Origin of the sequence: Auritidibacter sp. NML130574 (assembly GCF_003185725.2) — a bacterium.
GTDB lineage: Bacteria > Actinomycetota > Actinomycetes > Actinomycetales > Micrococcaceae > Auritidibacter > Auritidibacter ignavus.
Window position 1 is genome coordinate 37598 of record NZ_CP031746.1, and the last position, 18301, is coordinate 55898.

Here is an 18301-nt window from a genome sequence, read left to right on the forward strand (position 1 = left end):
GCTATCCGGCGTGGGATTCGGTTGCCTCAAATTTAAGGGTGGTCTGGGAACCACTGAGTTGGAAGCCCATGGCATCAGCCATCCGTTGGGCCGCGCGGTGGCCCATGGCAGCCCGCCACTGGGGGATCAGGCCCGCCATGAAGGCCTCTTCGGCGGCGACGGCGACGGCGTAGGTGCCTAAGCCGTGGCCCCGGAAATCCGGGTCAACCAACACCGTGAGATCCGCGATTAGCGACGCCCATTCCTCGTAACCGGAACCGGCGACCACCTGCAGATTTCCGGGGTCTTGGTCGGAGACCACCGCAAAGGTTTGCGCGGTTTGCGACAGTGCGGCTGCCCCCACATCGTCGGAAGGACACCTGGCTTCTAACTCAGTGATAAATTCGCGGTCCTCACTGATCGCTACCGCATCCGACCCGCTGGTCTCGGGGAGGTCCTCGGCATAGTACAGCGTGGTTTCTCCCAGCGAGCGTGCCCCGTGCGAGGCGCCGAGACGAATGAGTGTGGATTCCAGGGGGAGAATTTCGTCATCAATCTCATTGGCGGCCTGTAGAAACCAGGACGGACCGTAGATGAACGTGATGTTGTAAATCCGAATCACGCTGGCGATCTTCGAATCGGCGTGGTCGGAGAGCACGGGAAAACGGTGGGGTCCGGAGCCGGGCTGGTCCGCGACGGTTAGCACCTGCTGGGGGTCCGCCCCCATGGAGGTGGCCCAGGCTAACAGGATCACACGTTTGTGCTGATCCGAGGGATCGGTCGGGTGCATGCGTGGATTATCGACCAAAAAGAACCTTCGCCTCGTCGTAGCGTTGCTGGGGGACTTCTTTCAAACCGGCCAGAGCTTGGTCCAAGTCAACGTCGACGATCTCAGTACCGGCCAAAGACACCATGCGACCGTAGTGTCCGCGATGGATCAGATCGATGGCGGCCATGCCGAATCGGGTTGAGAGCACCCGATCATATCCGGTGGGTGCCCCGCCACGTTGAATGTGTCCCAAAACGGTGTTGCGGGTCTCGATGCCGGTTAGATCCTCGATCTGGTGGGTGACCCACTCTCCAATTCCACCCAGTCGCGGGCGGCCGGATGCTTCCACCCCGGCCTCTGCCACTGGATCGGTGTGGCCTTCAGGGATGAACCCCTCAGCCACGACAACAAGTGGCGACCGACCGCGTTCGTGCACCTGTGTGACCCATTCGCTGACCTGCTCCATCGGGGTTGGGAATTCTGGGATTAAGATTGCGTGGGCGCCGGCGGAGAGGCCTGAGTGCAATGCGATCCAGCCAACGTGACGTCCCATCACCTCAGCGACCATGCACCGGTGGTGCGACTCACCGGTGGTGCGTAACCGGTCCATCGCATCGGTAGCAATCGACAGTGCCGTGTCGAACCCGAATGTGTAGTCGGTGCCACGCAGGTCGTTATCGATGGTTTTCGGCACTCCTACCAGGTTGATCCCGTCCTGGTAGAGTCGTTGCGCCCCGGCGAGGGTGCCTTCTCCGCCGATGACGATCAGCGCGCCGAGTCCCATGTCTTCCATATTGCGCTTGATATTCTCCGGCCCACCGCCTTCAGCATTATACGGGTGGGTGCGGGAGGTACCAAGAATGGTGCCTCCGGTGCGTGCCAAGCCCCGAACCACCTGGCGGGGGAGCTCGAAATAGTCTTTGTCAATAAGTCCGGTCCAGCCGTTGCGAATTCCCACTAGCTCGTCGTCGAAAGACTTGATGCCGTGCAACACCGCTGACCGGATCACGGCGTTGAGCCCGGGACAATCTCCGCCAGAGGTTAAGATTCCGATGCGCACCAGGGGTATCCTTTCGTCAAAACAGTCAAGAAAACCGCTCAGAAATCCCGGGTACAACCCTGATGGGTTATCCCAGACACTTTCCAGGCTAGTAGTTTTTCTCCGGTGCGACTATCGGTCGTGGGCGGTCTTAGGAGAACAAACGCAGAAGGCGAGAGGTGCCTTCTTCGAGGTCCTCGTCCGACAGTGCATAAGACAGTCGCAAAAACCCGGAGGGACCGAACGCTTCACCGGGAACCACCGCGACCTCGGCCTCCTCAAGGATGATGGTGGCCAAATCCTGTGACGTTTCGGCGACACGGCCGTTGATCTTCCGGCCCAGTGCGTCGCGGGCATCGACGTAGACGTAGAACGCGCCACGCGGTGTCGGGCAGGAGAATCCGGGCACCTCGTTGAGCATCTGTACGATCTTTTGTCGACGACGATCGAAGGCCTGGCGCATCTCTTCGACGGCCTCCAACGAACCATTCAATGCGGCAATGGCAGCCCGCTGAGAAACATTAGCGACGTTCGAGGTGGCATGAGATTGCAGGTTGGTGGCTGCCTTGATGACGTCGACCGGGCCCAGCATCCAACCAACACGCCACCCGGTCATCGCGTAGGTTTTGGCCACACCATTGAGGATGATGGTCTGGTCCTTGAGCTCGGGGACGACCGAAACTATGGACTGTGCTTCGGCCCCATCGTAGAGCAGGTGCTCGTAGATCTCGTCGGTAACCACCCACAAACCGTGTTCCAGGGCCCACTCGCCAATGGCACGGGTCTGTTCGCGCGAGTACACGGCTCCGGTGGGGTTCGACGGTGAGACGAAGAGCACCACTTTGGTTTGTTCGGTGCGAGCAGCCTCGAGCTGGTCGACGGTGACCAAGTAATCGGCCTCCGGGCCGGCAAACACATCGACCGGGACTCCACCGGCCAACTTGATTGATTCGGGATAGGTCGTCCAATAAGGTGCAGGCACCAGCACCTCATCGGCTGGGTCCAGCAGAGCAGCGAAGGTGTTGTACACCGCTTGCTTAGCCCCATTGGTGACCAACACCTCCTGCGACTGGTAGCTCAGCTTCGAATCACGTTGTGTCTTGTTAATAATGGCTTCTTTGAGCTCGGGCAACCCACCGGCAGGGGAGTAGCGATGGTTGACCGGATCGGTGGTAGCTTCCTCCGCGGCGCGAACGATGTAGTCAGGAGTGGGAAAATCTGGTTCTCCAGCGCCAAATCCAATCACCTCGCGACCAGCGGCCTTGAGCTCTTTGGCTTTCGCGGTCACCGCCAGAGTGGCGGACTCGGTGATGGCATTTAACCGAGCGGAAACGCGGCGGGCGGGTTCAACCATGATGTAGGTCCCTTCGACATATTGTTCTGCCTTCACACGCTGAGTGACACCGGCTACCGTCGGCGAAGCAGGCGAGGATACTCGTACCCGTTTTCTTCTGAGCCATCACCGACCGAGGGCGGGGACACCAGCCACTCTTTACAATACTTGAAACCGTCTGACAGATACCGGGGCGATAGGCGACTTCGTGCAACTTCCGTGTTCAATTTGGTGATGAGCGGACAACATCGTAGACTAGTCATTCGGTGTCCACTCACCATTTGTTGTGGTGCGTGAAATACCCCCCGAACACCGAGGGCAGTGGCGCAATTGGTAGCGCAACGGTCTCCAAAACCGTAGGTTGCAGGTTCGAGTCCTGTCTGCCCTGCGCAGTAAGTTGCCGGAATATCCGCCAGCGTACAGCAGATCACCCTTATTGATGACCGAGCGAGGATCCGTGGCCGAACAATCAACGCACGAAACTCAGGACGGTGGCCAGAGCCGCTCCGAACGGCGTGGTTTCTTCAGCCGCATCATGTTGTTTCTGCGTCAGGTCGTTGATGAGATCCGTAAGGTCGTCACCCCGACCCGCGAAGAACTGCTGAAAATGACCGGCGTTGTTCTGGTCTTCGTGATCATCGTGATCGCCGTGGTATTTGTGTTGGACTGGCTCTTTGGGCAGGGAGCGTCGTTCCTCTTCGGCGGTCAAGAAACTGTCTAAGAGCCTCAGGCCGGCAACTGTCACGGCCATCAGACCAGCAAGTTACCGAGGAAAGCAGGAATCACGTGTCCGAGCAAGAACGCGAGCAACAGTCCATCGATGAGTCGGTTGTGGCCTCCGATGACACCGTTGCAGACCAGGATGCCGTGGCAAACCCTGAGGGCAACGACGTCGCTGAGGCCCAAGCGTCTGCAGAATCCACTCCTGAAGAATCTGGCGACACTGACGCCGTAACAAGCACAGAGGAAGCTGACCAGGCTCACGAGGCCGAGACCGACAGCGATGATGATGGCGAAACCGATCTGGAGAAGATCGGCGAAGAACTACGCGCGAAGCTTCGTCGCCAGCCTGGTGAGTGGTACGTGGTGCACACCTACGCCGGCTACGAACGTCGTGTCAAGACCAACCTGGAAACGCGCATTCAGACCATGGACGCTGACGAGATCTATGAGATCGAAGTTCCCATGGAAGAAGCTGTGGAGATTAAGAACTCCAACCGCAAGGTCGTCAACCGTGTTCGGATTCCCGGCTACGCGCTGGTGCGTATGGACTTTACTGAAGAAAACTGGGGCGTGGTGCGCCACACCCCTGGCGTGACCGGATTTGTCGGCGCCGACGCCTACGAGCCCGAGCCGCTGAGCCTAGACGAGGTCTACGACATGTTGGCCCCTTCGATTCTGCAGGAAGCCGCGAAGAAGGCCCAGGACGAAGGCAAACCTGCACCCAAGGAAGCCGTGCAAGAAGTGGCTCCGGAAGTCACCGTCGACTTCGAAGTCGGCGAATCCGTTACCGTCAAGGAAGGGCCGTTCGAGTCGTTGCCGGCTACCATATCGGAAGTCAAAGTTGACTCCCAGCAGCTGGTGGTGCTGGTATCCATCTTCGAACGCGAGACGCCGGTGACCCTGTCCTTCAGTGAAGTGACCAAAGTGTAGAAAAGACTTCGTGGTCCCGGTTGCTTTGGCCGGGCGCTACGACCTCGATCACCGCGCCACGGTGATCACCCCTTCGATCACGCTCCTGTGATCGAAGAACGACGATAGAAAAGGACCCGAATATGGCCCCCAAGAAAAAGGTCGCTGGTCTGATCAAGTTGCAGATTGAAGCTGGTGCTGCTAATCCGGCACCTCCGGTTGGTCCGGCGCTTGGTCAGCATGGTGTGAACATCATGGAGTTCTGCAAGGCCTACAACGCCGCCACAGAGTCCCAGCGTGGAAACATCATCCCGGTGGAAATCACCGTTTACGAAGACCGTTCCTTCGATTTCATTACCAAGACCCCTCCGGCGGCGCAGCTGATCAAAAAGGCAGCCGGTGTGAACAAGGGATCTTCGACTCCGCACACCGATAAGGTCGGTAAGGTCACCAAGGATCAGCTGGCTGAGATTGCTCAGACCAAGATGGCTGACCTGAACGCTGACGACATTGAAGCCGCTACCAAGATCATCGCCGGCACTGCACGGTCGATGGGTATCACTGTCGAAGACTAACCAGGTCCATACGGATCATCGTTGTTGCCCGTCAACAACACCCAAAACATTTCAGTGGCATGGGTCGAGCGCGGCCCGTTACACCACGACTGCATAAGGAGATTTAGCAGATGGCAAAGCGCAGCAAAGCATACCAGGCAGCCGCGGCCAAAATTGAAGACCGTCAGTACAGCCCCTTTGAAGCAATCAAGCTTCTGAAGGACATTACCCCCGCTGAGAAAAACGCCACCGTGGATGTGGCGATGCGTCTGTCAGTGGATCCCCGCAAGGCTGACCAAATGGTTCGCGGTACCGTGAACCTTCCCAACGGTACCGGTAAGACCGCGACCGTTGTCGTCTTCGCCACCGGTGACAACGCCGCCGCTGCCGAAGCAGCCGGTGCCGACTACGTCGGGTCCGATGATCTGGTCGAAAAAATCCAGGGCGGTTGGACTGATTTTGACGCCGCCGTGGCCTCCCCGGACATGATGGGTAAGGTCGGTCGCCTCGGTAAGATCCTGGGTCCCCGTAACCTGATGCCGAACCCCAAGACCGGAACCGTGACCCCGAACGTTGCCAAAGCGGTTGAAGATATTAAGGGCGGTAAGATCGACTTCCGCGTCGACCGTCATTCCAACCTGCACTTCATCATCGGTAAGACCAGCTTCGATGCTGAGAAGCTGGCTCAGAACTACGCCGCGGCACTGGAGGAGGTTATCCGGCTCAAGCCCTCTTCCGCTAAGGGACGCTACATTTCCAGCGTTACCGTGGCATCGACGCAGAGCCCCGGCATCTCCGTGGATCCTAACCTCACTCGGGTTGTTACTGAACAGGCCTAAAGCCCTCCGGTAGCCCGTTAGCTGTGGCCTTCACCGGTTGTCTCGGTGAAGGCCACAGTAGTTTTCAGAGTCTCCCACTCCCACAACAGGCCCCCAGAGAGCCACATCGTTGTTAACACGCCTGACATTTTGCGTTCACAACACCACGGAGCGAGGGTACTCTGATCTGCAGAGCCGATGACCTAGACCTTTGCGAGGTCCGTCTACGCTTTGTCGCCCTGTATCCACCTCACGACAGAAAAGAAGCACCGCTGTGGCATACGATGTCGCTCAACACGACCAGCGTCTGAAACGAGACTTGAAGAATCGGCACATTCAGATGATTGCTCTGGGCGGCGCTATTGGTACGGGGCTGTTCTATGGTTCTGCCGATTCCATCAGTCTGGCCGGGCCCGCCATTCTCATCGCCTATCTCATCGGTGGCCTCATCATCTTCTGGGTGGTGCGTGCTTTGGGGGAGATGTCCGTCCACGAGCCCGTGGCCGGAGCATTTACCCACTATGCCCACAAATATTGGAGTCGGCGGGCTGGCTTCGTCTCCGGGTGGAACTACTGGTTCAACTACATTGCGGTAGCCATGGTCGAGCTGGCGGTGGTCGGATCCTTCGTCAACTACTGGCTCCCCGAGGTACCATCCTGGGTCTCAGCAGCCTTCTTTTTAGTGCTGATCACCTTCATCAACCTGGTCGGTGTCAAAACCTTCGGCGAATTCGAATTCTGGTTCGCCGTGGTGAAAGTTGTGGCAGTCATCGCCATGATTGTGCTTGGCACCGTGGTGGTTATCCTGGGCGTCAATTCCAATCCCGAACTGCCAGACCCCAGCTTTAGCCACTTGTGGGACCACGGCGGATTTATGCCCATGGGACTGACCGGCATCATCGCCGCCATGGCCGTCGTGATGTTTTCCTTCGGCGGCACCGAACTGGTGGCGGTGGCTGCCGGGGAAGCTGACCGTCCGCAGCAATCCATCCCCCGAGCCATCAACCAAGTCATTCTGCGCATCCTGCTGTTCTATATCTTGGCTCTGGCTGTCATCATGTCCGTGGTGCCCTGGCACCAGATCGACGGGCATTCCAGTCCTTTCGTGCAAATTTTTGATGCCGTCGGCATTACCGGAGCTGCCCACATCCTGAACTTGGTCATGCTCACCGCGGTCATTTCCGTTTATAACTCCGGACTTTTTTCCAACGCTCGGATGCTGTACTCGCTGGCACTGCAAGGAAACGCTCCCTCGTTTCTCACCAAGGTCTCCGGACGTGGCGTGCCGTATTGGGGTGTGCTCATCTCCTCGGCGGTGACCGTCATCGCCGTGGTGGTGGTGATGCTCTGGCCCGATTTCGCCTTTCGGTACCTGATGTCCGTGGCGTTGGCGGCTGCGCTGATCAACTGGACTATGGTCATGATCACCCACCGCAAATTCCGTGCCCAGCTCAGCCAAGAGGAACGCGAAAAGCTTCACTTCAAACTTCCCGCAGCCTCGGTGGTGTTTTGGATTGTGTTGGTGTTTTTCGCCCTCCTGGTCGTGATCATGGGATGGTCGCAACAGTACCGTACCGCGGTCTTTGTCGGACCACTGTGGCTCGTGCTGTTGCTCGTCGCCTATGAGATCAAAACTCGCCGGAGGTCTCAGCGACCGGGCCAACCCCAGCAACACTCTCAGCCCGCTAGCAAACACGTCCGCTGATGATCTCGCTCTCATTCCAAGCGTGGATTTGGTGTTGCGGGAATCGGTAGGGTAGCTTATTAACCACCAAAGACCGCCGGTCGTTAATTCTGGTGCCCATCTGACAACATGAGCGCCGCGACGGAATGACTATAAAGCTTTTGACACAAAAGCGACCAGCGCAGGTGTGAACGTCAAGCCAGTTGAAGACTGCTGATCACAATCTTCAGTATTGCTGCGCCCTGTGCACGCCTGCACGGGGCGTTTTTTGTGTCGAAGCCGTTAGGTACCGGCTGAAGCAATCGGAAGGAGTGCCATGGCGACTGCTGAAAAAGAGGCCGCAGTGGCTGAGTTGGTGGAGCGTTTCCGCAACTCGGATGCTGCTGTGCTCACAGAGTACCGTGGTCTGACCGTGGAGCAGCTCAGGACCTTGCGCCGCTCTCTCGGTGAGAACACCCACTACGCCGTGGTGAAGAATACGCTTGCTGACATTGCTGCCAAAGAAGCCGGAGTAGATGCCTTCGAGGGACTACTCAACGGTCCGACTGCTATCGCTTTCATCGAAGGTGAGCCGGTTGAAGCAGCAAAGGCTATGCGTGACTTTGCCAAGGACAATGAGGCCCTGGTCATCAAGGGCGGCTACATGGAAGGTGCCGCACTCGATGTTGAGGGTGTTAAGAAGCTTGCGGATCTGGAATCTCGCGAGGTGTTGCTGTCGAAGCTGGCAGGAGCAATGAAGGGTGGTATGTCCAAGGCCGCCGCGCTGTTCCAGTCCCCGCTGTCGAAGGCCGTGCGTACGACCGAGGCACTGCGTGCCAAGCAGGAAGACGCCGCCTAACCCCATCGTCGAGGCGATGGACTACGTGGTCAACTGATCACACCAAAAACTTCACATCTGAGTTCTTGAACCTGAGAACCCACTACGTAAAGGAGCCACACTCATGGCTAAGCTATCCACTGAAGAACTGCTGGACACTTTCAAAGAGCTGACCCTGGTCGAACTGTCTGACTTCATCAAGGCATTCGAGGAAGAATTCGACGTGACCGCTGCTGCTCCGGTTGCCGCTGCTGCTGCTCCGGCTGCTGGTGACGACGGTGACGGTGACGCTGCTGACGAGCAGTCCGAGTTCGACGTTATCCTGGAAGCTGCTGGCGACAAGAAGATCGGCGTGATTAAGGAAGTTCGCGCACTGACCTCGCTGGGTCTGAAGGACGCCAAGGAACTGGTCGATGGTGCTCCGAAGCCCGTGCTGGAAGGCGTGGACAAGGAAGCTGCCGAGAAGGCTAAGGAGCAGCTGGAAGGTGCTGGCGCTACCGTCACCCTGAAGTAATGCCAGTGGCATCAGCTGCTTAGCATCGACTGAACTGCTTGTGGCCCCGCACCATGGATGGCGTGGGGCCACAAGTGTCTCAGCAGGGGCTTGGGGTCAGGATAGAAATGTGATAAGCTGTTTCTTTGCGTATCCCTATCTTCCATGTGTCGTGTCATGAGCCCCTTCTGGCACGCCACGATAAATATACGGTATACGGTCTTGACCTTCATATAGCGGTGGGTCGGCCAACCTCGCGTGTCGCACCGGATGCGACACGGTGTGTAGGGAAGTCAGAACTGTACACAGAAGGTCTGTGAAAGGATCACTCTTTTGGTCGCTTCGAGCACCTCAAATAATTCAGCCGCTACCAATCCTCGCCACGCCGCCTCTGCAGGCCGAGTTTCTTTCGCGAAGATTGCCGAACCTCTGGACGTGCCCGACCTGTTAGCACTTCAGACCGAATCTTTCGACCGCTTGGTCGGTAACGAACGGTGGAAACAGCGTGTTGCGCATGCCCAGGAAATCGGTGATGATTCGGTAGCTACCACATCCGGGCTCTCCGATATTTTCGAGGAAATCTCACCCATTGAGGATTTCCAGGGAACGATGTCGCTGTCGTTCACTGATCCGGAATTCTCTGACCCTAAGGTCACCGAAAATGAAGCGAAGGAGAAAGACTCCTCTTACGCTGCTCCGCTGTACGTCAAGGCGGAGTTTATGAACTACAACACCGGTGAAATTAAGCAACAGACGGTGTTCATGGGTGACTTCCCGTTGATGACTGAAGAAGGCACCTTCATCATCAACGGCACTGAACGTGTTGTGGTTTCCCAGCTGGTGCGTTCCCCGGGTGCCTATTTCGAACGCCACCCTGACAAGACCACCGATAAGGACGTCTACTCGGCCCGGATTATCCCGTCCCGTGGTGCCTGGTTTGAGCTGGAGATTGACCGTCGCGACCAGGTCTCGGTGCGCCTGGATCGTAAGCGCAAGCAACCGGTGACTGTGTTGCTCAAGGCCCTGGGCTGGTCGGAGTCCCGGATTCTCGAAGAATTCGGTCAATATGACTCCATGCGGTTGACCCTGGAAAAGGACCAAACCGAAGACCAGAAGGCAGCCCTGCTGGACATTTACCGCAAGTTGCGTCCAGGTGAACCGGCAGCTGTGGATCCAGCCCAAACTCTGCTGGCTAACCTGTACTTCACTGAGAAACGCTACGATCTGGCTAAAGTGGGTCGGTATAAGCTCAACCGCAAGCTCGGCGTCGACGCTCCGTTGTCCGACCCCGCATCGAGCGTGTTGACGGAGCAGGATGTGGCGCAGATGATTCACTTCATCTGTGCTCTGCACGCTGGCGAGAAGACCATCAAGGGTCAACACAACGGTGAAGAGGTCGATATTCGCGTCGAGATGGACGATATCGACCACTTCGGTAACCGTCGCATTCGCGCCGTCGGCGAGTTGATTGAAAACCAGATCCGCACCGGTCTGGCTCGTATGGAGCGCGTGGTGCGCGAGCGGATGACCACCCAGGACGTTGAGGCTATTACCCCTCAGACTTTGATTAACATCCGTCCTGTGGTTGCTTCCATCAAGGAGTTCTTCGGAACCTCCCAGCTTTCGCAGTTCATGGACCAGAACAACCCACTGGCCGGTCTGACCCACAAGCGTCGTCTCTCCGCCCTGGGCCCAGGTGGTCTGTCTCGTGATCGCGCGGGAATGGAAGTCCGCGACGTCCACCCCTCGCACTACGGTCGTATGTGCCCGATTGAGACCCCAGAAGGTCCCAACATTGGGCTGATTGGTTCGTTGGCAACCTTCGGTCGGATCAACGCCTTCGGTTTCATTGAGACCCCGTACCGCAAGGTCATTGACGGTAAGGTCACTGACCGTGTTGAGTACCTCACCGCTGATGACGAGCTGGACGCCCAGATTGCCCAGGCTAACGCGGTGCTGAACGAGGATAGCTCTTTCGCTGAAGAACAGGTCTTGTGTCGTCAGCGCGGTGGTGACGGTGAACCGGTACTGGCTGAACCGTCCGATATTGACTACATGGACGTCTCCCCACGTCAGATGGTCTCGGCAGCCACCGCCCTGATCCCGTTCTTGGAGCACGACGATGCTAACCGCGCGCTGATGGGTGCGAACATGCAGCGTCAGGCGGTGCCACTGTTGAAGTCTGAAGCGCCGTTGGTGGGTACGGGTATGGAGAAGTACGTCGCGCTGGACGCTGGCGACTCCGTGACCGCCACCAAACCCGGTGTTGTCACCGAGGCTTCCGCCGACATGGTGACCGTGATGAACGACGATGGCACTACCACCCATTACAAGATCCAGAAGTTCGCTCGCTCCAACCAGGGCAACGCCTACAACCAGCAGGTGCGCGTGGCCGAAGGTGATCGGGTGGAGACTATGTCGGTCATCGCTGATGGGCCCGCCACCGATAACGGTGAGCTGGCCCTGGGGAAGAACCTGCTCGTGGCATTCATGCCGTGGGAAGGCCTCAACTACGAGGATGCGATCATCCTCTCCCAGCGCATGGTTTCCGATGACGTGCTGACCTCGATCCACATTGAGGAGTACGAAATCGATGCCCGTGACACCAAGCTGGGCGCTGAAGAGATCACCCGCGACATCCCCAACGTCTCCGAGGAAGTGCTGTCACAGCTTGACGAGCGTGGCATCATCCACATCGGTGCCGAGGTCGAGGCCGGGGACATCCTGGTCGGTCGCGTCACTCCGAAGGGTGAAACCGAGCTGACCCCCGAAGAGCGCCTGTTGCGCGCCATCTTCGGCGAGAAGTCCAAGGAAGTTCGTGACACCTCTAAGAAGGTTCCGCACGGTGAATCCGGAACCGTGATCGGTATCCGCATCCTGGACCGCGAAGACGACGATGATCTGCCGGTTGGTGTCAACCAGCTGGTCCGTGTCTACGTGGCTCAGAAGCGTAAGATCACCGATGGTGACAAGATGGCTGGTCGTCACGGTAACAAGGGTGTGATCTCCAAGATCCTTCCCGTGGAAGATATGCCGTTCTTGGCCGACGGTACTCCGGTCGATATCATTCTGAACCCGCTAGGTGTTCCGGGTCGTATGAACCTCGGCCAGGTGATGGAACTACACCTGGGCTGGATTGCGGCCAACGGCTGGAAGATCGAAGGCGAGCCCGAGTGGTTGCGCAACCTGCCCAACCTGCCACGTGAGACCGGACCACTGAACGTGGCTACCCCGGTCTTCGACGGTGCTGAAGCCGAAGAGATTCAGGGACTGCTGCAGTCGGTGAATCCTTCACGCGACGGTGAACGCCTGATGGGTGAAAACGGCAAGGCGCAGCTGTTCGATGGTCGTTCCGGTGAACCCTTCCCGGACCCAATCTCGGTCGGCTATATGTACATGCTGAAGTTGCACCACCTGGTGGACGACAAGATTCACGCCCGGTCCACGGGCCCGTACTCGATGATTACCCAGCAGCCGCTGGGCGGTAAGGCGCAGTTCGGTGGTCAGCGCTTCGGTGAAATGGAAGTGTGGGCGCTGGAGGCCTACGGTGCTGCCTACACGCTGCAGGAGTTGCTCACCCACAAGTCCGATGACGTGCACGGTCGTGTGAAGGTCTACGAGGCCATCGTCAAGGGTGAAAACATTCCTGAGCCCGGCGTTCCGGAATCGTTCCGTGTGCTGGTCAAGGAAATGCAGTCACTGTGCCTGAACGTTGAGGTCTTGTCCTCTGAAGGCCAGGCCATTGAAATGCGGGACTCGGATGAGGAGTCATTCCGGGCCGCTGAAGAACTCGGTATCGATCTCTCCCACGCAGAGCCCGACTCTGTGGATACCATCGGGGAAGTCTAAACCGTCTGATTCAGCACGCCCGCCAGAAAGCTTTCATCCCCTTTTTAGACATCAGGAGTTCTACGGACCATGTCCACTGAAAACTCATTCGGCCTCATGCGCATTGGGCTAGCCACTGCGGATCAGATTCGCAATTGGTCCTATGGTGAGGTCAAGAAACCCGAAACCATCAACTACCGCACTCTCAAGCCCGAAAAAGATGGTCTGTTCTGTGAGCGCATCTTCGGACCGACCCGCGACTGGGAGTGCTACTGCGGTAAGTACAAGCGCGTGCGCTATAAGGGCATCATCTGCGAGCGCTGTGGTGTGGAAGTCACCCGCTCCAAGGTCCGCCGTGAGCGCATGGGCCACATCGAGCTGGCCGCACCGGTGACCCACATCTGGTATTTCAAGGGTGTGCCCTCCCGCCTGGGCTACCTGTTGGATTTGGCACCAAAGGACCTGGAGAAGGTCATCTACTTCGCTGCCTACATGATCACCGATGTTGACGAAGAACTTCGTCACCAGGATCTGCCTAATCTGCAGGTGGAACACGACCAAGAGGTCAAGCACCTGGCTGACCAGCGGGATGCCGACATCGCCGCAGTGGCCAAGGATCTCGAGGATGAGCTGGCCCAGCTGGAATCCGAGGGTGCCAAGTCCTCAGCTACCACCAAGGCACGCAACACTGCTGAGAAGACCATGGCCCAGATCCGTAAGCGCGCCGACGACGAGATCAAGAAGCTTGAAGAGCTCTGGGAGACCTTCAAGAACCTCAAGGTCTCGGACTTGATCGGTAACGAGTCGATGTTCCGCTCCATGCGTGACAAGTACGGCGAGTACTTCGAAGGTTCCATGGGTGCCGAATCGATTCAGCGTCGTTTGGAGAACTTCGATCTACAGGCAGAAGCTGAAAAATTGCGCGAAACCATTCAGAACGGTAAGGGCCAGCGCAAGACTCGTGCCCTGAAGCGTCTAAAGGTCATCAACGCCTTCTTGACCACCAATAACTCCCCGCAGGGTATGGTGTTGGACGCGGTGGCCGTGATTCCGCCTGAGTTGCGCCCGATGGTCCAGCTCGATGGTGGTCGTTTTGCCACCTCGGACCTCAACGACCTCTACCGTCGTGTGATCAACCGCAATAACCGTCTGAAGCGTCTGCTGGATCTGGGTGCTCCCGAGATCATCGTGAACAATGAAAAGCGGATGCTACAGGAGTCCGTGGACTCGCTATTCGACAACGGGCGTCGTGGTCGTCCGGTGACCGGACCAGGTAACCGTGCGCTGAAGTCGCTATCGGACATGCTCAAGGGTAAGCAGGGCCGTTTCCGTCAGAACCTGTTGGGCAAGCGTGTTGACTACTCCGGCCGTTCGGTGATTGTGGTGGGCCCGCAGTTGCGCCTGCACCAGTGTGGTCTGCCCAAGCAGATGGCTCTGGAGCTGTTCAAGCCCTTCGTCATGAAGCGGCTGGTGGACCTCAACCACGCGCAGAACATCAAATCCGCCAAGCGCATGGTAGAGCGCACCCGCCCCCAGGTATGGGACGTGCTGGAAGAAGTCATTACCGAACACCCGGTACTGCTCAACCGTGCACCGACTCTGCACCGTCTGGGTATTCAGGCCTTCGAGCCGCAGCTGGTGGAAGGTAAGGCCATTCAGTTGCACCCGCTGGTCTGTGCTGCGTTCAACGCAGACTTCGATGGTGACCAGATGGCCGTGCACCTGCCGCTGAGCCCTGAGGCTCAGGCCGAGGCTCGGGTGCTGATGCTCTCCAGCCACAACATCCTCAAGCCCTCGGACGGCCGCGCGGTTGCTGTTCCGTCGCAGGATATGATTATCGGCCTGAACCACCTGACCACCGTGCGTGAGGACGAGGTCGGCGCCGGCCGTCACTTCACCCACGTGGGTGAAGCCACCATGGCCTTCGACAACAACGAACTGCACCTCAATGCACCGGTGACCATCACCGTGCAGAACTTCGTGCCATCCGAGGCGGTATCAGCTCCGGAAGGCTGGGAACCCGGTCAGCCGGCAACCATCGAAACTACGCTGGGTAAGGTCGTGTTCAACGACCTGCTGCCGGATGACTACCCCTGGGTTGATGAGCGTCAAACCAAGGGTACCCTGGGCGCACTGGTTAATGATTTGGCTGAGCGCTACTCGCTGATCGACACCGCTACCACCCTGGACAACCTGAAGAACGCTGGTTTCCACTGGGGTACCTGGTCTGGTGTGACTGTGGCAATTTCCGACATCACCTCGGACTTCGACAAGGTTGCGGTGATGGCCAAGTACGAAGACCAGGCCAGCAAGGTCCAGGGCCAGTACGACACCGGTCTGATTTCTGACGACGAGCGCCGCAGTGAACTCAACGACATCTGGTCGCGGGCAACCGACGAGGTCGCCGAGGCCATGCGCGCTGGTATGGGTCCACTGAACACCATTAACCGCATGGTGACCTCGGGAGCGCGTGGTAACTGGCTACAGGTTCGTCAGATCGCTGGTATCCGTGGTCTGGTGACCAACCCGAAGGGTGAGATTATCCCGCGTCCGATTAAGTCCTCCTACCGTGAGGGTCTGTCGGTGCTGGAATACTTCTCCGCAACCCACGGTGCTCGTAAGGGTCTGGCCGATACCGCGTTGAAGACCGCAAACTCCGGTTACCTCACTCGTCGTCTGGTCGACGTCTCCCAGGACGTCATCATTCGCGAGCACGACTGTGGTACCCGCCGTGGTCTGACCGAAACCATTGCTACCGCCAACGCGGACGGCGAGTTGGTCTTGGATGAGAACGTGGAGACCTCGTGCTTCGCACGCACCCTGGCCACCGACGTCACCACAGACGACGGCACCGTGCTGGCTGAGGCCGGCTCGGACGTCGGCGACGTGCTGATCGGGAAGCTGATCAGCAACGGCATCACCGAGATCAAGGTCCGCTCCGTGCTGACCTGTGAATCCCAGGTGGGCACCTGTGCGAAGTGCTACGGTCGCTCGATGGCAACCGGCCAGCTGGTCGATATTGGTGAAGCTGTCGGTATTATCGCTGCGCAGTCCATTGGTGAGCCCGGTACCCAGCTGACCATGCGGACCTTCCACACCGGTGGTGTGGCATCGGCTGACGATATTACCCAGGGTCTGCCCCGTATTCAGGAGCTCTTCGAGGCCCGTACCCCGAAGGGTGTGGCCCCGATTTCCGAGGTGGCCGGTCGCGTTCGGATCGAAGACGACGACCGTCAGATCCAGCTGATCCTCACCCCGGACGACGGCTCCGACGAAATCGCCTACCCGGTGTTGCGTCGCTCCCGCCTGCTGGTGGAAGACGGCGAGCACGTCGCTGTTGGTACCCAGCTGGTCTCCGGTGCGGTTGACCCCAAGCAGGTGCTGCGTGTGCTCGGACCGCGGGCCGCTCAGAAGTTCCTGGTTAAGGAAGTTCAGAACGTGTACCAGTCCCAGGGCGTGGGCATCCACGACAAGCACGTGGAAGTCATTGTTCGCCAGATGCTACGTCGCATTACCGTGATCGAGTCCGGCGACACCGACTTGTTGCCCGGCGAACTCACCGACCGCACCGAGTTCGTCAACGCCAACCGCGCTGCCGTGGCCCAGGGTCAACGTCCGGCCTCAGGCCGTGACGAGCTGATGGGTATCACCAAGGCGTCGCTGGCTACAGACTCGTGGCTGTCGGCTGCATCCTTCCAGGAGACCACCCGCGTTCTAACACAGGCGGCTATGGAGGGTAAGACCGATCCGTTGCTGGGTCTGAAGGAGAACGTGATCATCGGTAAGCTGATCCCGGCCGGTACCGGCTTGGACCGGTACTCCAACGTGGTCGTGGAACCCACCGAGGAAGCCAAGAACAAGTTATTCACCTCTCCGATTGCTTACCCGGACTTCGATTACCCGGGTATGGAGCAGATCGGTGGCGACTACCACGCGATTAGCTTGGATGACTACGGTCTGGGTGGCGATTTCCGCTAACCGATACGAAGTCCTTCATACCGATGGCGCCGACTCCCGGGGGAGTCGGCGCCATCGGCGTTTAAAAGCGCGTTGACGAGATGAGTTGATGGAAGAAGCGAGGCCCTGAATGATCGTTGAACCTTCCTGTAGACTTCAGTTATGGCGTTAACTGGATCTCATCACGAACACTCACTCACCACATCACTGACCAGGTACTTTGTTGGCTTCGCTACTCTATTACTCCTGCTGACTGGTTGCGCTGGATCGGGGGATCCCGAGGCAGCTGATACCTCCTCGATTCCAGGCACGGATACGCAAGACGCCCCGGAACCCCCGACTGAGGCCGAGGACTCCTCGTCTGCGCCGGATACACCCTCGACTGAGGAATCGAGTGAGGAACCGCCCGAGCCAACCGAGCCGGAAATTGAGAGTCTGGAAGATACCGACTTTAGTTCGATTAGTTTTCAATTTGTGGGTTATTCGGATACCGATGACTCAGAAGAGAAGACATTCGTCGATGGCACGGTGGAGGCGGGAGATCCACAGTTTCCAGTTACCTACGAGCTCGGAGAGGTGATTCATCAGGATCTCAATGGGGACGGCATCGTCGACGCAGCCGTGGAAATTGAACGTTATGAGGGCAATAGTTACGACGGTCGGTGGTACATGTGGATTGCCACGGAAGACGGTCCGGAACAGTCGCCCCTCCCGTTCGCCCGGTCCGGAAATTGCGGTGATCAGGTCGAATCCGTGACTGCTACGAATGACGGACTTGAAGTGCATGAGCACTTACGCGCTAAGGAAGACGATGTCTCCTGCGCAGAGCATGGCTTGCACGAACGAACTCGCACTATCGCCGCAGACTATTTTGATCTAGCAGGCGCGTGGTGGCCTGTGCAAGTGGCACCTGTTATCGGGTACGGCGGAATTTGTTCTCTGACGGGAGACGAAGGAATGACGGCTCCGGTCGATATTGCGCATGTAAATCCGTACAAAGAAAGCGCATCGATAGCTGAGACTAATGCTGAGACGCACCCTGAGCTCACGATATTGTTTCCGTTCGGTGAGGGGGATGGCAGTGATCGCAAAATCGACGGTGAATGGTGGGCAATCGGGGGCATCTTCGATGGTTCACAGGTTCTCGGGTGTGGCTGGGTCGCCTACGAAGACTTGCCGATCGGTATTCGGTTTGGCTAGACGGGAATTTCTCGCGGTGTCCCGAAACACTGAACGTGTTGCTCATGGTTCGTTAACAGGTCGGTCCCCGCACTAACTGTGGGGTTTATCGTGGAGCTGATGCTGAAACCAGTCAACTGAATTTTCTCCGCGTCCGTCCCGCCACGGACACGGCTTCAGCTAGCTCAGACCAATAGTTACTCCAAGGTTACTGCGGGT

General features: G+C 58.0%; 13 protein-coding genes and 1 tRNA gene. 11 read left to right on the plus strand and 3 right to left on the minus strand.

All coding sequences use genetic code 11. The features are described 5' to 3' along the window. Position 1 precedes the first annotated feature (1 nt). The 3 genes from DCC27_RS00220 to DCC27_RS00230 form a co-directional block, all read right to left on the minus strand. A complete protein-coding gene (locus tag DCC27_RS00220; RefSeq protein WP_148707485.1) occupies positions 2–787 on the minus strand; it encodes a GNAT family N-acetyltransferase in 786 nt (261 codons plus the stop codon). Then, positions 777–1808 (minus strand): 6-phosphofructokinase, encoded by a 1032-nt coding sequence (locus DCC27_RS00225; RefSeq protein ID WP_110110263.1) that lies wholly within the window; start codon positions 1806–1808, stop codon positions 777–779. The genes DCC27_RS00220 and DCC27_RS00225 overlap by 11 nt, the downstream gene beginning before the upstream one ends. A 130-nt stretch (positions 1809–1938) precedes the next feature. Beyond that, entirely contained in the window at positions 1939–3141 is a 1203-nt protein-coding gene (locus DCC27_RS00230; RefSeq protein ID WP_110110264.1) for a pyridoxal phosphate-dependent aminotransferase, read from the minus strand. Positions 3142–3435: 294 nt separating this feature from the next. Between DCC27_RS00230 and DCC27_RS00235 the strand changes: the two genes are divergently transcribed. From DCC27_RS00235 to DCC27_RS00285, 11 genes are all read left to right on the plus strand, one after another. Further along, positions 3436–3508 (plus strand) — tRNA-Trp (locus DCC27_RS00235). Positions 3509–3559: 51 nt separating this feature from the next. Beyond that, positions 3560–3841 (plus strand): preprotein translocase subunit SecE, encoded by a 282-nt coding sequence (secE, locus tag DCC27_RS00240; protein ID WP_110097944.1) that lies wholly within the window; start codon positions 3560–3562, stop codon positions 3839–3841. 65 nt (positions 3842–3906) lie between these two features. Further along, complete coding sequence (gene nusG, locus DCC27_RS00245; RefSeq protein WP_110110265.1) at positions 3907–4773, plus strand: transcription termination/antitermination protein NusG; 867 nt, start codon at positions 3907–3909, stop codon at positions 4771–4773. Between the two features lie 122 nt (positions 4774–4895). Next, the gene (gene rplK / locus DCC27_RS00250; RefSeq protein WP_110100642.1) at positions 4896–5327 is read left to right on the plus strand and encodes a 50S ribosomal protein L11; all 432 of its coding nucleotides are present in this window, start codon (positions 4896–4898) and stop codon (positions 5325–5327) included. Between the two features lie 110 nt (positions 5328–5437). Beyond that, positions 5438–6145 (plus strand): 50S ribosomal protein L1, encoded by a 708-nt coding sequence (gene rplA, locus DCC27_RS00255; RefSeq protein WP_110110266.1) that lies wholly within the window; start codon positions 5438–5440, stop codon positions 6143–6145. A 253-nt stretch (positions 6146–6398) separates the two neighbouring features. After that, entirely contained in the window at positions 6399–7829 is a 1431-nt protein-coding gene (locus DCC27_RS00260) for an amino acid permease (protein ID WP_246840108.1), read from the plus strand. A gap of 295 nt (positions 7830–8124) precedes the next feature. Then, positions 8125–8646 carry a 50S ribosomal protein L10 gene (rplJ, locus tag DCC27_RS00265; protein WP_110097940.1) on the plus strand — a complete coding sequence of 174 codons (522 nt, stop codon included), beginning with the start codon at positions 8125–8127 and terminating at the stop codon, positions 8644–8646. 103 nt (positions 8647–8749) lie between these two features. Continuing rightward, on the plus strand, positions 8750–9139 hold the full coding sequence (rplL, locus tag DCC27_RS00270; RefSeq protein ID WP_110097939.1) for a 50S ribosomal protein L7/L12: 390 nt from the start codon (positions 8750–8752) through the stop codon (positions 9137–9139). Positions 9140–9451: 312 nt separating this feature from the next. Continuing rightward, positions 9452–12967, plus strand: coding sequence for a DNA-directed RNA polymerase subunit beta (locus tag DCC27_RS00275; protein WP_110110267.1), 3516 nt, complete (start codon positions 9452–9454; stop codon positions 12965–12967). Positions 12968–13036: 69 nt separating this feature from the next. Next, entirely contained in the window at positions 13037–16924 is a 3888-nt protein-coding gene (locus DCC27_RS00280) for a DNA-directed RNA polymerase subunit beta' (RefSeq protein ID WP_110097937.1), read from the plus strand. Positions 16925–17377: 453 nt separating this feature from the next. Continuing rightward, the gene (locus DCC27_RS00285) at positions 17378–18103 is read left to right on the plus strand and encodes a hypothetical protein (RefSeq protein WP_148707486.1); all 726 of its coding nucleotides are present in this window, start codon (positions 17378–17380) and stop codon (positions 18101–18103) included. Positions 18104–18301 lie beyond the last annotated feature (198 nt).